The sequence below is a fragment of the Enterobacter asburiae genome (assembly GCF_001521715.1).
GTDB classification, from domain to species: domain Bacteria; phylum Pseudomonadota; class Gammaproteobacteria; order Enterobacterales; family Enterobacteriaceae; genus Enterobacter; species Enterobacter asburiae.
This window is the reverse complement of sequence record NZ_CP011863.1, coordinates 802,784-817,144: the sequence shown is the minus strand read 5'-3', so window position 1 is coordinate 817,144 and position 14,361 is coordinate 802,784. Positions and strand designations below refer to the sequence as shown.

The 14,361-nt window shown below is 54.4% G+C and carries 15 protein-coding genes; 10 read left to right on the top strand and 5 right to left on the bottom strand.

Translation table 11 applies throughout. The features are described from left to right. The first annotated feature begins 30 nt into the window (after positions 1–30). From pyrC to bssS, 3 genes are all read left to right on the top strand, one after another. Complete coding sequence (gene pyrC, locus ACJ69_RS04015) at positions 31–1,077, top strand: dihydroorotase (RefSeq protein ID WP_054829817.1); 1,047 nt, start codon at positions 31–33, stop codon at positions 1,075–1,077. Between the two features lie 74 nt (positions 1,078–1,151). Beyond that, on the top strand, positions 1,152–1,397 hold the full coding sequence (gene dinI, locus ACJ69_RS04010; RefSeq protein ID WP_008500826.1) for a DNA damage-inducible protein I: 246 nt from the start codon (positions 1,152–1,154) through the stop codon (positions 1,395–1,397). Between the two features lie 274 nt (positions 1,398–1,671). Next, positions 1,672–1,926 (top strand): biofilm formation regulator BssS, encoded by a 255-nt coding sequence (bssS, locus tag ACJ69_RS04005; RefSeq protein ID WP_008500827.1) that lies wholly within the window; start codon positions 1,672–1,674, stop codon positions 1,924–1,926. A 237-nt stretch (positions 1,927–2,163) separates the two neighbouring features. On the opposite strand, the gene ACJ69_RS04000 is transcribed toward bssS, so the two are convergent. Beyond that, positions 2,164–3,144 carry an IS5-like element IS5 family transposase gene (locus ACJ69_RS04000; protein WP_000019402.1) on the bottom strand — a complete coding sequence of 327 codons (981 nt, stop codon included), beginning with the start codon at positions 3,142–3,144 and terminating at the stop codon, positions 2,164–2,166. A 97-nt stretch (positions 3,145–3,241) separates the two neighbouring features. On the opposite strand from ACJ69_RS04000, the gene solA reads away from it, so the two are divergent. The 4 genes from solA to ACJ69_RS03975 all read left to right on the top strand — a co-directional run bounded on the left by solA (position 3,242) and on the right by ACJ69_RS03975 (position 5,887). After that, entirely contained in the window at positions 3,242–4,360 is a 1,119-nt protein-coding gene (solA, locus tag ACJ69_RS03995) for an N-methyl-L-tryptophan oxidase (RefSeq protein ID WP_059347806.1), read from the top strand. A gap of 59 nt (positions 4,361–4,419) precedes the next feature. Continuing rightward, positions 4,420–4,533 (top strand): YceO family protein, encoded by a 114-nt coding sequence (locus tag ACJ69_RS03990; RefSeq protein WP_032638658.1) that lies wholly within the window; start codon positions 4,420–4,422, stop codon positions 4,531–4,533. Between the two features lie 207 nt (positions 4,534–4,740). Further along, positions 4,741–5,307: a cytochrome b gene (locus ACJ69_RS03980; RefSeq protein WP_059347805.1), complete on the top strand. Its 567-nt coding sequence runs from the start codon at positions 4,741–4,743 to the stop codon at positions 5,305–5,307. A 1-nt stretch (position 5,308) separates the two neighbouring features. After that, on the top strand, positions 5,309–5,887 hold the full coding sequence (locus ACJ69_RS03975) for a YceI family protein (RefSeq protein ID WP_033145193.1): 579 nt from the start codon (positions 5,309–5,311) through the stop codon (positions 5,885–5,887). Positions 5,888–5,928: 41 nt separating this feature from the next. Here the strand turns inward: ACJ69_RS03975 and trhO are convergent, their stop codons facing one another. Beyond that, positions 5,929–6,978: an oxygen-dependent tRNA uridine(34) hydroxylase TrhO gene (gene trhO, locus ACJ69_RS03970; RefSeq protein ID WP_059346476.1), complete on the bottom strand. Its 1,050-nt coding sequence runs from the start codon at positions 6,976–6,978 to the stop codon at positions 5,929–5,931. Between the two features lie 221 nt (positions 6,979–7,199). Between trhO and ACJ69_RS03965 the strand changes: the two genes are divergently transcribed. The 3 genes from ACJ69_RS03965 (at position 7,200) to ACJ69_RS03955 (ending at position 9,956) form a co-directional block, all read left to right on the top strand. Further along, positions 7,200–8,126, top strand: a complete 927-nt coding sequence (locus tag ACJ69_RS03965) for a Kdo(2)-lipid IV(A) acyltransferase (RefSeq protein WP_023311120.1) — start codon at positions 7,200–7,202, stop codon at positions 8,124–8,126. A gap of 140 nt (positions 8,127–8,266) precedes the next feature. Beyond that, entirely contained in the window at positions 8,267–9,484 is a 1,218-nt protein-coding gene (gene mdtG / locus ACJ69_RS03960) for a multidrug efflux MFS transporter MdtG (RefSeq protein ID WP_032658047.1), read from the top strand. 97 nt (positions 9,485–9,581) lie between these two features. Then, positions 9,582–9,956, top strand: coding sequence for a MysB family protein (locus tag ACJ69_RS03955; RefSeq protein ID WP_023311118.1), 375 nt, complete (start codon positions 9,582–9,584; stop codon positions 9,954–9,956). A 6-nt stretch (positions 9,957–9,962) separates the two neighbouring features. On the opposite strand, the gene ACJ69_RS03950 is transcribed toward ACJ69_RS03955, so the two are convergent. The 3 genes from ACJ69_RS03950 to mdoG all read right to left on the bottom strand — a co-directional run bounded on the left by ACJ69_RS03950 (position 9,963) and on the right by mdoG (position 14,350). Then, positions 9,963–10,190, bottom strand: coding sequence for a YceK/YidQ family lipoprotein (locus ACJ69_RS03950; protein WP_029740363.1), 228 nt, complete (start codon positions 10,188–10,190; stop codon positions 9,963–9,965). Positions 10,191–10,275: 85 nt separating this feature from the next. Beyond that, complete coding sequence (gene mdoH, locus ACJ69_RS03945) at positions 10,276–12,804, bottom strand: glucans biosynthesis glucosyltransferase MdoH (protein WP_059346475.1); 2,529 nt, start codon at positions 12,802–12,804, stop codon at positions 10,276–10,278. Next, positions 12,797–14,350: a glucans biosynthesis protein MdoG gene (gene mdoG / locus ACJ69_RS03940; RefSeq protein WP_021240787.1), complete on the bottom strand. Its 1,554-nt coding sequence runs from the start codon at positions 14,348–14,350 to the stop codon at positions 12,797–12,799. The genes mdoH and mdoG overlap by 8 nt, the downstream gene beginning before the upstream one ends. Positions 14,351–14,361: the final 11 nt, after the last annotated feature.

Genomic DNA, 14,361 nt, shown 5'->3' with positions numbered 1-14,361 from the left:
ATGACTGATTCCTGACAAGCCGGAGCTTCCATGACTGCACAACCCCAGGTTCTTAAAATCCGCCGCCCTGACGACTGGCATATCCATCTGCGTGATGGCGATATGCTGAAAACCGTCGTGCCTTATACCAGCGAAATTTATGGCCGCGCGATTGTCATGCCTAACCTGGTTCCACCAGTCACCACCGTCGATGCCGCGATGGCCTATCGCCAGCGCATCCTGGATGCCGTCCCTGCGGGACACGATTTTACCCCGCTGATGACCTGCTATCTGACCGACTCGCTGGATCCGAACGAAGTGGAGCGCGGGTTTAACGAAGGCGTATTTACGGCGGCGAAACTCTACCCGGCAAATGCCACCACCAACTCCAGCCACGGCGTCACCAGCATTGATGCCATCATGCCGGTTCTGGAACGCATGCAGCAACTGGGCATGCCGCTGCTGGTCCATGGTGAAGTCACGCATGCCGAGATTGACATCTTCGACCGTGAAGCCCGCTTTATCGAGACCGTGATGGAGCCTCTGCGCCAGCGCCTGCCCGCGCTTAAAGTGGTCTTTGAGCATATCACCACCAAAGACGCGGCAGAGTATGTGCGTGACGGCAACGATCTTATCGCCGCGACCATTACGCCACAGCACCTGATGTTTAACCGTAACCACATGCTGGTGGGCGGGGTGCGTCCTCACCTGTACTGTCTGCCTATTCTCAAGCGCAACATCCACCAGCAGGCGCTGCGCGAGCTGGTTGCCAGCGGGTTCTCCCGCGCGTTCCTCGGCACCGATTCCGCACCTCACGCCCGCCACCGCAAAGAGGCGAGCTGCGGCTGTGCAGGCTGCTTCAACGCCCCAACGGCACTGGCCAGCTACGCGACCGTCTTTGAAGAGATGAACGCGCTCGAACATTTTGAAGCGTTCTGCTCCCTTAACGGCCCGCGCTTCTACGGCCTGCCGGTCAGCGACACCTTCATCGAACTGGAGCGTAAAGCGAGCCACGTTGAGGAGTCCATTGCGCTGACGGATGACACGCTGATCCCATTCCTGGCGGGCGAAACCGTTAACTGGACGGTAAAACGTTAAAAAATCATTGCCCCTTGTTGTCAAACCGATAATATACCTGCATAAATAAACAGTATATTACACAGGGGGCATTTATGCGTATTGAAGTCACCATAGCCAAAACAACCGTTCTGCCTGCCGGCGCGCTTGATGCACTGGCAGGCGAATTATCCCGCCGTATTAACAACACCTTTCCCGATAACGCGGGTGCCGTAACGGTGCGTTACGCCGCGGCGAACAACCTCTCCGTCATTGGTGCTGCGAAAGAAGATAAAGATCGCATCAGCGAAATCCTGCAGGAAACGTGGGAAAGCGCAGACGACTGGTTTATCACAGATTAACACTGCTCCCTCATTGTGTTTTTTTGCCGGGTCGCCCCGGCTTTTTTTCGTCTAAAAATCCTGCAAGTTCAAATTAATTCGGCATCTTCTTTAAAAATCGTGAACGAGATGGTGTTTTATTGTTCGAACAATCCTAAAAAGCAGAAAAATGTGTTGCCACCTGTTTATTTTTCCCGTTGGAACCCTTATTACTTGGTATACTGAAGATGCTTTCAGAAAAACATGCATTGAACCTCAGAGCCGTTGTCTTCTAACACGCATTAAGGGGGTTATAATGGAAAAGAATAGTGAAGTGATCCAGACCCATCCACTTGTTGGCTGGGATATCAGTACCGTAGATAGCTACGATGCGCTGATGCTGCGTTTGCACTACCAGACCCCGAATCAACTCAACCGTGAAGAAGCGGAAGTTGGACAGACGCTGTGGCTAACAACAGACGTCGCCCGTCAGTTTATTTCTATTTTAGAGGCAGGTATTGCAAAAATAGAATCTGGCGACTATCAGGAAAATGAGTATAAACGGCACTAAGCTTATGCCCACTTTTCTCTCTACAGGCACCCTCGCGGTGCCTTATTTATTTCTCCCTTGTCTAACCCCGCGTTGTTAATTACTCTGCTAAGGAAGGTGCGAATAAGCGGGGAAATTCTTCTCGGCTGACTCAGTCATTTCATTTCTTCATGTTTGAGCCGATTTTTTCTCCCGTAAATGCCTTGAATCAGCCTATTTAGACCGTTTCTTCGCCATTTAAGGTGTTATCCCCAGTTTTTAGTGAGATCTCTCCCACTGACGTATCATTTGGTCCGCCCGAAACAGGTTGGCCAGCGTGAATAACATCGCCAGTTGGTTATCGTTTTTCAGCAACCCCTTGTATCTGGCTTTCACGAAGCCGAACTGTCGCTTGATGATGCGAAATGGGTGCTCCACCTTGGCCCGGATGCTGGCTTTCATGTATTCGATGTTGATGGCCGTTTTGTTCTTGCGTGGATGCTGTTTCAAGGTTCTTACCTTGCCGGGGCGCTCGGCGATCAGCCAGTCCACATCCACCTCGGCCAGCTCCTCGCGCTGTGGCGCCCCTTGGTAGCCGGCATCGGCTGAGACAAATTGCTCCTCTCCATGCAGCAGATTACCCAGCTGATTGAGGTCATGCTCGTTGGCCGCGGTGGTGACTAGGCTGTGGGTCAGGCCACTCTTGGCATCGACACCAATGTGGGCCTTCATGCCAAAGTGCCACTGATTGCCTTTCTTGGTCTGATGCATCTCCGGATCGCGTTGCTGCTCTTTGTTCTTGGTCGAGCTGGGTGCCTCAATGATGGTGGCATCGACCAAGGTGCCTTGAGTCATCATGACGCCTGCTTCGGCCAGCCAGCGATTGATGGTCTTGAACAATTGGCGGGCCAGTTGATGCTGCTCCAGCAGGTGGCGGAAATTCATGATGGTGGTGCGGTCCGGCAAGGCGCTATCCAGGGATAACCGGGCAAACAGACGCATGGAGGCGATTTCGTACAGAGCATCTTCCATCGCGCCATCGCTCAGGTTGTACCAATGCTGCATGCAGTGAATGCGTAGCATGGTTTCCAGCGGATAAGGTCGCCGGCCATTACCAGCCTTGGGGTAAAACGGCTCGATGACTTCCACCATGTTTTGCCATGGCAGAATCTGCTCCATGCGGGACAAGAAAATCTCTTTTCTGGTCTGACGGCGCTTACTGCTGAATTCACTGTCGGCGAAGGTAAGTTGATGACTCATGATGAACCCTGTTCCATGGCTCCAGATGACAAACATGATCTCATATCAGGGACTTGTTCGCACCTTCCCTAACAAAACATCAGTTTACGAGATGCATATGAGATACGACTTAATCATTATTGGTAGCGGCTCCGTGGGTTCCGCCGCCGGTTATTACGCAACACAGGCAGGTCTGAAGGTCCTGATGATCGATGCCCACCTTCCCCCTCATTCGGAGGGCAGCCATCATGGCGATACCCGCCTCATGCGCCATGCGTATGGAGAAGGCGAGCGGTATGTACCGCTGGTGCTTCGCGCCCAGACGCTGTGGGATGAACTTGCGACACAGACCGAAGAGCGTATTTTCGAGCGTACCGGCGTCATCAACCTTGGCCCTGCCCATTCTGATTTTCTCGCCAGCGTCGAGCGCAGTGCAAAAGCCTTTAATCTGGATGTTGAGAAGCTGGACGCAACGGGCATTACCGCGCGCTGGCCTGAAATTACCGTCCCCGACGATTACATCGGCCTCTTTGAAGCCCACTCCGGCGTGCTGCATTGTGAAGCGGCGATCAAAACCTGGATCGATCTTGCCGCGAAAGCCGGCTGTGCGCAGCTGTTTAACTGTCCGGTGGAGGCCATCACCCATGACGAGAATGGCGTCACGGTAACGACTCTTGACGGCGACTATTCAGCGTCCCGCCTGCTCGTCAGCGCAGGAACCTGGGTCACTCGCCTGCTGCCGGAACTGCCGATCCAGCCGGTGCGCAAGGTCTTCTCCTGGTTCCAGTCGGATGGTCGCTACAGCGCACAGAATAAATTCCCGGCCTTCACCGGCGAATTGCCGAATGGCGATCAGTTCTACGGTTTCCCTTCCGAGAAAGACGCGCTGAAAATCGGTAAACACAACGGTGGCCAGGCTATCGCCTCCCCTGAAGAGCGTAAGCCTTTTGGCGCCTATCCACAGGATGGTTCGGAAGCCTTCTCGTTCCTGCGCACTATTCTTCCGGGCGTCGGTGGGTTGCTGTATGGCGCGGCCTGTACCTACGACAACACGCCGGATGAAGACTTCATCATTGATACACTGCCCGGGCATGACAACACTCTGCTTATCACCGGGCTGAGCGGCCACGGCTTTAAGTTCGCTTCCGTGCTGGGTGAAATCGCCGCGCAGTTTGCCCAGGGCATCACACCGCAGTTTGATCTGACGCCCTTCTCGCTCTCGCGTTTTAACGGATAATCCGCACGGGCTCCGGAGGTTCCGGGGCCCGTTTCATTCACACTGCATTACGGGGCGTTATGCGCAGGATCGTTAGCTTTCTGATGAATAATATTCGCGAGCATTTCATGCTCTATATCTTATTGTGGGCGCTGCTGGCTATTATTGATTTTGTTTACATTGTATTTTATTGAAAACTCTTACTGACAATAATTGACATTAATTTATCTTTATTGAAACTCTTTATTTTACTTGCACGAAGACATTGAATTACCTTTATCGATCCTGTTCAAAAGCGCTGAAATAAATAAAATAAAAATCAATAGACAATTATTTCAGTTGCAATGTCACATCTTCCCGTTCATTTTTACCCTTCGGTTAATATGAAAATGGACATTCTGATGCAACTGCGTAACACCTCCCGGCGCTACGGAATAATATCCATAGGTTTGCACTGGATATTTGCTGTTGCCGTCTACGGTATGTTTGGACTTGGACTCTGGATGGTCACGCTCAGCTATTACGACGGCTGGTATCACCAGGCACCGGAGTTACATAAAAGCATTGGCGTTCTCCTGATGCTGGGTCTGGTTTTTCGCGTGGTCTGGCGACATATTTCCCCGCCGCCCGCCGCGCCGAAGACCCACGGCAAAATGACCCGCCTGGGTGCAGTTGCCGCGCATATCGCGCTCTATGCCCTGCTCTTCGCCATTCTGATTAGCGGCTACCTTATCTCAACGGCGGACGGTAAGCCGATTAGCGTCTTTGGCCTTTTTGACGTCCCGGCAACGCTCAGCGATGCGGGCGCTCAGGCTGACACCGCCGGGGTCATTCACCTCTGGCTTGCGTGGAGCGTCGTGATCCTGTCCGTGCTGCACGGGCTTGCCGCCCTCAAACACCATTTTATTGATAAAGACGATACGCTAAAGCGCATGCTTGGCCGCTCGTCAGTTGACTCTGGAGCATAAAATGAAAAAACACCTGCTGGGTATCGCCCTGGGATCTCTGTTATTCACCGCCGGTTCCGCCGTGGCGGCTGATTATAAAATTGATAAAGAGGGCCAGCACGCTTTCGTCAATTTCCGTATTCAGCATCTGGGATACAGCTGGCTGTACGGTACCTTTAAAGATTTTGACGGCACATTCACCTTTGACGAGAAAAATCCTGCCGCCGACAAGGTCAACGTGACCATTAATACGAACAGCGTGGATACCAATCATGCTGAACGTGATAAACATCTGCGCAGCGGAGAATTCCTCAATGTCGGGAAATACCCACAGGCTACCTTCACCTCTACGGAAGTGAAAAAAGAGGGTGATAAGCTGAATATTACCGGCAACCTGACGCTTAACGGCGTAACAAAACCGGTCACGCTTGATGCTAAATTACTGGGTCAGGGTGACGATCCGTGGGGCGGTAAACGCGCAGGTTTTGAAGCGGCGGGTAAAATTCACCTGAAAGATTTTAATATCACAACGGATTTAGGCCCGGCGTCTCAGGACGTTGAGCTGATTATTTCCGTTGAAGGTGTACAGCAGAAATCATAATAGATTCGCCCGGCAGGCTTTCGCCGTGCCGGGCGTTATTATCATTCCGGGTCAGGGATACCCAGTTTGGTATTCAGACGGCCGCGTGATTTATTGAAAATCTTGTTGCCGTTTTCACGTCCTGCGCGACGGCGACGCTGTTCTTCTTCCGGCAGGATGCTCTCTTCGCTGCACAGTTCGCTACAGCAGCCGTTAAACTTCTCGGCACAGGCCGGGCACTGAATGAACAGCAGATGACACCCGTCGTTTTTGCAGTTGGTGTGGGTATCGCACGGTGCGCCGCACTGGTGGCAGTGGGCAATAACGTCTTCCGAGATACGCTCACCCATACGCTCGTCAAAGACAAAGTTTTTCCCGATAAAGCGCACCGGTAACCCCTGCTCGCGGGCGCGGCGGGCGTACTCGATAATGCCGCCTTCAATATGCCAGACCTTATTAAAGCCGTTGTGCTTCATCCACGCGCTGGCTTTCTCACAGCGGATACCGCCGGTGCAGTACATAACGATCTTTTTATCTTTATGTTCCTGCATCATCTCAACCGCTTTGGGCAGCTGCTCGCGGAAGGTGTCGGCCGGGATTTCCATCGCGTTCTCAAAATGCCCCACTTCGTACTCATAGTGGTTACGCATATCAATGAACACGGCATCCGGATCGTCCAGCATCGCATTCACTTCCGCAGCCTTGAGATATTCACCGACATCCGCCGCGTTAAACGCAGGATCGTCGATACCGTCCGCCACGATGCGTTCACGCACCTTCATGCGCAGCACCCAGAAGGATTTCCCGTCATCGTCCAGGGCAATGTTCAGGCGTAAGCCGTCGAGGGCCGGATCGAAGTGATAAAGAGCGTCGCGGAAGGCGCTGACTTTGCTTTCCGGTACGCTAATTTGCGCGTTGATGCCTTCACGGGCAAGGTAGACGCGGCCGAAGACGTTCAGGGCCGTGAACGCCTGATAAAGCGCATCGCGGGTCGCCTGCGGATCGTCGATCGTGAAGTATTTATAGAAAGAGATAGTTGTGCGCGGTTCGGTTTCAGCCAACATGCGCGCTTTCAACATCTCATTCGACACGCGGTTGTGTAACACTGGCATGGTGTACAGTCCTGGAATCGTTAGAGAGAATTAAAAATCGGTCGGCATCATATAGCAAACAAAACCAATTTACATCCCCACAATTTACGCTACATTTCACACACCCTGATTAATCAGGCTTAACAATTGCTGTATTCGTGCACGCTTCGAAAGCAGATATTTTGGCTATGTCTCAAAAAATGAGACACTAGCAAAACAGGACGTTTGAAAACAGGAAAGACATGACCCAGTTACCAAAATTTACTGCCGCCCTTTTGCATCCCCGTTATTGGTTGACCTGGCTTGGCATCGGCTTTTTATGGCTTCTGGTACAGCTTCCCTACCCTGTTATTTTTCGGTTGGGTAAATTTCTGGGCCGTTTCGCGCAACTGTTTATGAAGCGTCGCGCCAGAATCGCGTACCGCAATCTTGAGCTGTGTTTTCCGCAAATGAGCGAGCCAGAGCGTCACGATATGGTCGCGAAGAATTTCGAATCCGTCGGGATGGGGCTTATGGAGACCGGCATGGCGTGGTTCTGGCCGGACAAACGCATGGCCCGCTGGAGCGAGGTGACGGGAACCGGCATGGAGCCGGTGCATACGCTTCAGGCCAACCAGACGGGCGTTTTGCTGATCGGCGTCCATTTCCTGACGCTGGAAATCGGGGCGCGCATGTTCGGCATGCAGGCGCCTGGCATTGGCGTTTATCGTCCTAACGATAATCCGGTCATCGATTTAATCCAGACCAACGGCCGCATGCGCTCCAACAAAAGCATGATCGACCGTAAGGATCTCAAGGGGATGATCCGCGCGCTGAAATCCGGCGAAGTGGTCTGGTATGCCCCCGACCACGACTATGGCCCACAGGCCAGCGTATTTGTTCCCTTCTTCGCCGTTGAAGAGGCCGCAACAACGACCGGTACCTGGATGCTGGCGCGCATGTCCAAAGCCGCCATCGTGCCTTTTGTTCCCCGCCGTAAGCCGGATGGTTCAGGCTATGAACTGATGATGCTGGAGCCGGAACTCGCGCCGCCGCTCGACGATGCGGAAACCACCGCGCGCTGGATGAACAGCGTTGTGGAGAAGTGCATCATGCTGGCGCCCGAGCAGTATATGTGGCTGCACCGCCGTTTTAAAACGCGTCCACAAGGCACGCCGTCCCGCTATTAATCCTCATGCGGTCCTCAGGGCCGCATGCCGTTTTAGCTTTAAAAGCTCCTCATCATTGCGGCATTCATAACCCAGGCGCATAATTAGCAGGCTTATTACTTTATGCTTCAGGTGCTCTGCACCTCATTATGCGGATAGTTATGTCACCCTCAGACGCCCCCATAAACTGGAAGCGCAACCTCACGGTTGCGTGGCTTGGCTGTTTTCTTACCGGCGCGGCCTTTAGCCTGGTTATGCCCTTCCTGCCGCTCTACGTCGAACAGCTTGGCGTGACGGGCCACAGCGCGCTCAATATGTGGTCCGGTCTGGTATTCAGCATCACGTTTCTCTTTTCCGCGATGGCCTCACCGTTCTGGGGAGGCCTTGCGGACCGCAAGGGGCGTAAAATCATGCTGCTGCGTTCGGCGCTGGGGATGGCCATTATCATGGCGCTGATGGGCGTGGCGCAGAACGTCTGGCAGTTTCTGATCCTGCGCGCGCTGCTGGGCCTGCTGGGGGGATTTATTCCCAACGCGAATGCCCTGATTGCCACGCAAATTCCCCGCCATAAAAGCGGCTGGGCGCTAGGCACGCTCTCAACCGGCGGCGTGAGCGGTGCCCTGCTGGGACCGCTGGCCGGTGGACTCCTGGCCGATAACTATGGCCTGCGGCCAGTTTTCTTTATCACCGCCAGCGTGTTGTTCCTTTGCTTTATCGTCACCCTGCTCTGTATTCGTGAAAACTTCACGCCTGTCGCCAAAAAAGAGATGCTCCACGCCAGGGAAGTGCTGACCTCACTTAAAAATCCCAGACTGGTGCTGAGCCTGTTCGTGACGACAATGATTATCCAGGTAGCTACCGGGTCGATTGCCCCTATTCTGACGCTGTACGTTCGCGACCTGGCGGGTAACGTCAGCAATATTGCGTTCATCAGCGGGCTGATTGCCTCCGTACCCGGCGTGGCGGCGCTGCTGAGCGCCCCGAGACTGGGAAAACTGGGGGACCGGGTGGGTCCCGAGAAAATCCTGATCTGCGCCCTGGTGATTTCCGTCCTGCTGCTTATCCCGATGTCGATGGTGCAAACGCCATGGCAGCTGGGCGTCCTGCGCTTTTTGCTGGGAGCCGCCGACGGCGCGCTGCTGCCCGCCGTACAGACCCTGCTGGTCTACAACTCCACGAACCAGATCGCCGGGCGTATTTTCAGCTACAACCAGTCATTCCGCGATATCGGTAACGTCACCGGACCGCTGCTCGGAGCCGGGATCTCCGCCAGCTTTGGTTTTCGCGCCGTCTTTATCGTGACGGCGGGCGTCGTATTGTTCAATGCCATTTATTCATGGTTCAGTTTATCCCGCGCGCTGCGGCCCGTGACGGAATAAGACGAACGCCTGATAGCTTATTTTCGCATTCATACTTGCAGAATCTTATATTCAGCTATTCTTTCCCTGAAACCTTCTGGAAAACAGGGAGACACCAATGACCATGTACGCCACGCTGGAAGAAGCTATTGATGCCGCTCGTGAAGAGTTCCTCGCCGACAATCCCGGCGTTGAAGAAGAAGATGCTGACGTGCAACAGCTTAATATCCAAAAATACGTTCTGCAGGATGGGGATATTATGTGGCAGGCCGAATTCTTTGCCGATGAAGGTGAAGAAGGGGAATGTTTACCGATATTAAGCGGTGAAGGTGCGCAGGCCGTCTTTGATGGCGACTATGACGAAATCGAACTTCGGCAGGAATGGCTGGAAGAGAACACCCTGCACGAGTGGGATGAGGGTGAGTTTCAGCTCGAGCCGCCGCTGGATACGGAAGAAGGTCAAACCGCTGCCGATGAGTGGGACGAGCGTTAATTTACGCTATTCGTAAGGGCCGTGGCTGGCATCGATCGGCAGCAACAGCGTGTCGAAAATCAGCGAGAACGGCAGATCGAGCACGGTCAGGTAGCGCCATGTGGAATCACGAAGATCCCATTTCACGCCCGGGTAATACTGATTTCCGTGGCCTTGCCCTGGAATGGTGCGACTGATGATACTGCCGCAGCCGCTGAGCAGGCATGCCATCATAACGACGATGATTATTCTCATCTTTAACCTCTAAAAAAATACCGGCGATTAAGCCGGTATTTTATCTGGCGGGTGGCGATTCGCTTACCCGCCTCTTCTTAACAACTTACTTCGCCTTCAGGGCGAGCGGGTTCAGCTTCACGTCCTTATAGTAGTTCACCCACGAAGAGTATTTCTCCGGAGCAGACCACACGCGGTAGTGAAGACGCGCCATTGTCACCGGGTCGCTCAACAGCACCAGACGACGGTCGCGGTTGAGTTTTTCCGGGGTCTCGTTAAGCGCCTGCTCAACGTGACGATCGCGGGCAATCTCCAGCACCTGGCTGGCGCGGTGACGCGCCGTCGCCATTGCCGTTGCCAGGGCGTTGAATGACGGGTTAAACACGGCGTGCATGAAGCCGTCATCCAGCGAGCGACTGCGGTTCTGTTCCAGGTAACGATCGGTATCCACCAGCACCTGCGGCGGGGAATACTCTTCCGGGATCAGGAACAGCTTCCAGCGTTTGGTTCGCAGCCCCACCGTTGAACGGCTGGAAATCACGGACACAAACGGCGACAGGATCAGCGAGAAGACAATCGGCGCCAGCCAGAACAGGAAGCGCAGATCCAGCCAGGCCATCCCGGCCGCCCACACCAGACCCAGCAGCAGCTGAGAACCGTGGCGCATAAAGGCTTCACCCCACGGCGTGGAGTCGTCGTCACGCTGCGGTGAGTTCCAGACCACTTCCCAGCCCAGGAACGCACTGACCACAAACACGGTGTGGAACAGCATACGTACCGGCGCCAGCAGGACGGAGAACAGCACTTCCAGCAGCAGTGAAAGGGTCACGCGGAAGAAACCGCCGTACTCTTTCGAGCCTTTGCACCAGATCAGGATGATGCTGAGCAGTTTAGGCAGGAACAGCAGCACCATGGTGGAGGCAAACAGCGCAATCGCCAGCTCCGGACGCCACTGCGGCCACACCGGGAACAGCTGCCGCGGTTGCAGGAAGTATTGCGGCTCCGTCAGGGCATGAACCACCTGTAAGGCAGTCGACAGCGCCAGGAACATAAACCACAGCGGTGCAGAGAGATAGGACATCACGCCGGTCAGGAATACCGCACGGTGAACCGGGTGCATCCCTTTTACCAGGAACAGGCGGAAGTTCATCAGGTTACCGTGACACCAGCGGCGGTCACGTTTGAGCTCGTCCAGCAGGTTTGGAGGCAGCTCTTCGTACGATCCCGGCAGGTCGTAGGCAATCCAGACGCCCCAGCCAGCACGACGCATCAGCGCCGCTTCTACGAAGTCGTGCGACAGAATAGAACCGGCAAACGAACCCTCGCCCGGCAGCGGCGCCAGCGCACAGTGCTCAATGAACGGCTTCACGCGGATAATGGCGTTGTGGCCCCAGTAGTGCGATTCACCCAGCTGCCAAAAGTGCAAACCGGCCGTAAACAGCGGCCCGTAAACACGGGTGGCGAACTGCTGGCAGCGCGCATACAGCGTGTCCATACCGGACGCTTTTGGCGAAGACTGAATGATACCCGCGTTCGGGTTGGCTTCCATCAGGCGCACCAGACCGCTCAGGCAGTCTCCGCTCATGACGGAGTCAGCATCCAGCACCACCATGTAGCTGTACTGGTTACCCCAGCGACGGCAGAAGTCATCGATGTTACCGCTTTTACGCTTCACGCGACGACGGCGGCGGCGGTAGAAGATCTGGCCTTCGCCCTGCACTTCTGCAATCAGCTCCATCCACGCTTTTTGTTCCGCAACGCAGATATCCGGGTTGTAGCTGTCGCTCAGGATGTAAACGTCAAAATGCTCCGCGTTGCCGGTCGCCTTCACGGACTCCCAGGTCGCACGCAGGCCCGCAAATACGCGGTCAACGTCTTCGTTACAGATAGGCATAATCAGCGCGGTACGGTGCTCGGGATTGAGGGGTTCATCCCCGACCGTTGACGCTGAAATGCTGTATTTGTCACGCCCCATGAGCAGCTGCAGGAAGCCCATCAGCGCGGTCCAGAAACCGGCCGAGACCCAGCAGAAGAGAACCGCGAACAGCAGGAGAATGCCGCTCTGCAGGATATACGGCAGCAGCTGCATGAAGGAGACCCAGAGATCCTGGCCCATCATGTCCGTCGGATTGATAAACGCCCAGCCCTGGTAAGGCAGGATGGTTTTCATATACCAGGTCGCGACGACGGTCTGCGCCAGCGTCAGAAGCAGCAGGATATAGCGACGGATTGTCCCGACGGTACGCCATTTCTGTTCGGACGCCTGCTCTTCTTTCGTCAGGCGCGACAGATAGCGCGGCGTCACATCACGCCCGCGCAGGCGATCCCAGAAGCGACCCACCGGGTTGGTGCGCCATGGATCGGGGAACATTGAGGAACGCGTAGCCTTCGGCATCGCCTTAAGCTGATCGCGTCCTTCATCGTCTTTAATCAACTGCCCTTCCGCCAGCGAGTCCGGCCAGGCCTGCTCCAGACGCGCCTTGACTGACCCGAGCGGCGTATCATCATCACGGGAAAACGTATGATGTTCACCATCCAGCGCGGTGTGAACCGCGCGGATGTCGCTCTTTGGCAGTGCCGCTTTTTCGATATCCGTCAGCGGCATGGCATCAATATATTCAGATGTATTATTCATTGGCAGGTAGCTGATAGCTCCAGGTTTCACTCAGCGGCTGATCGTTACTGACCAGCGCAGCACGCATTTCAGTGGTCTGTTTCGGATCTTTCACTTTCACGCGCAGGGTCAGACGCCAGCCTTTGGTTACCGGGTTGTAACGCACGGTATTCTCAACGATTTCACCGTTATCACCGATGCTGGCCTGAGCGGCAACGGCGGTGTCCGGTGACAGTTTCTTCATATCCTGGCCTGTGAAGTCCACGACAAACGCCACGGTACCGTCAGGCTGACGGATAAGATTAGACTGCTTCACATCACCCGTTGAGCGGCGAGTCTGCATTACATACGCGTTATCTGGCGCATGCAGCTTATCTTCGTCGCGGCTGAAGGTAATGGTGTACTTGAAGTTCATCTCTTTACCGGCTTCCGGCAGCTGATCCGGCGTCCAGTAAGCGACGATGTTATCGTTGGTTTCGTCGTTGGTTGGAATTTCTACCAGCTCGACCTTGCCTTTACCCCAGTCACCGTTTGGCGTGACCCAGGCGCTTGGACGCTGGTCATAGCGATCGTCCAAATCTTCAAAGCGGGAGAACTGACGACCACGCTGCAGCAGGCCAAAACCTTGCGGGTTTTCCATTGCGAAGCTGCTAACCGCCAGATGTTTCGGGTTATTCAGCGGACGCCAGATCCACTCACCGTTGCCGGCATGAATAGACAGACCGTTGGAGTCGTGCAGTTCCGGGCGGAAGTTGGTAGCCGGTGACGGCTGGTTCGGCCCAAACAGGAACATACTGGTCAACGGCGCAACGCCCAGTTTGCCCACTTTATCACGCAGGTAAACCTTGGACTGCACGTCAACTACCGTGTCACGACCCGGCATAATCACAAAGCGATAGGCACCGGTTGCACGCGGGGAATCCAGCAGCGCATAAATGGTCAGACGCTTATCCGTTGGTTTTGGACGTTCAATCCAGAACTCACGGAAACGTGGGAACTCTTCACCTGATGGCAGCGCGGTATCAATAGCCAGACCACGCGCAGAAAGCCCGTACACCTGCCCCGCGCCAATGACGCGGAAATAGCTGGCTCCAAGCATGCTGACGATTTCGTCGTTTTTATCTTTGCTGTTGATCGGGTAAAGCACCTTAAAGCCTGCGAAGCCCAGGTCTTTCACCGTATCTTTGTCGTGTTGCACATTGCCAAAATTGAAGTAATCCGGGCTGTACTTGATCTTACGTACCGCGGTTGCCGTCACTTCATTGATGGCAACAGGCGTGTCGAAGTACATACCCTGATGATAAAATTCAAGCTTGAACGGGGTTTTAATATTGCTCCAGTACGCTTTGTCGTGATTGAACTGGATCTGCTGATAGTCCGCATACTTCATGTCGCGGAAAACGGAGGGCAAGTTACTTTTCGGCGCTTCGTAGCTCTTGCCTGCCATCGATTTTGCCTGTTTTGCGACATCGTCGATGTTAAAGGCCAGTGCCGATGAGGTATACAGTGATAACACCACTGCAGCACCCAACCAACGCATTTTCATCATCTGTGGTTTATGTTTCATAATAAGTAAGC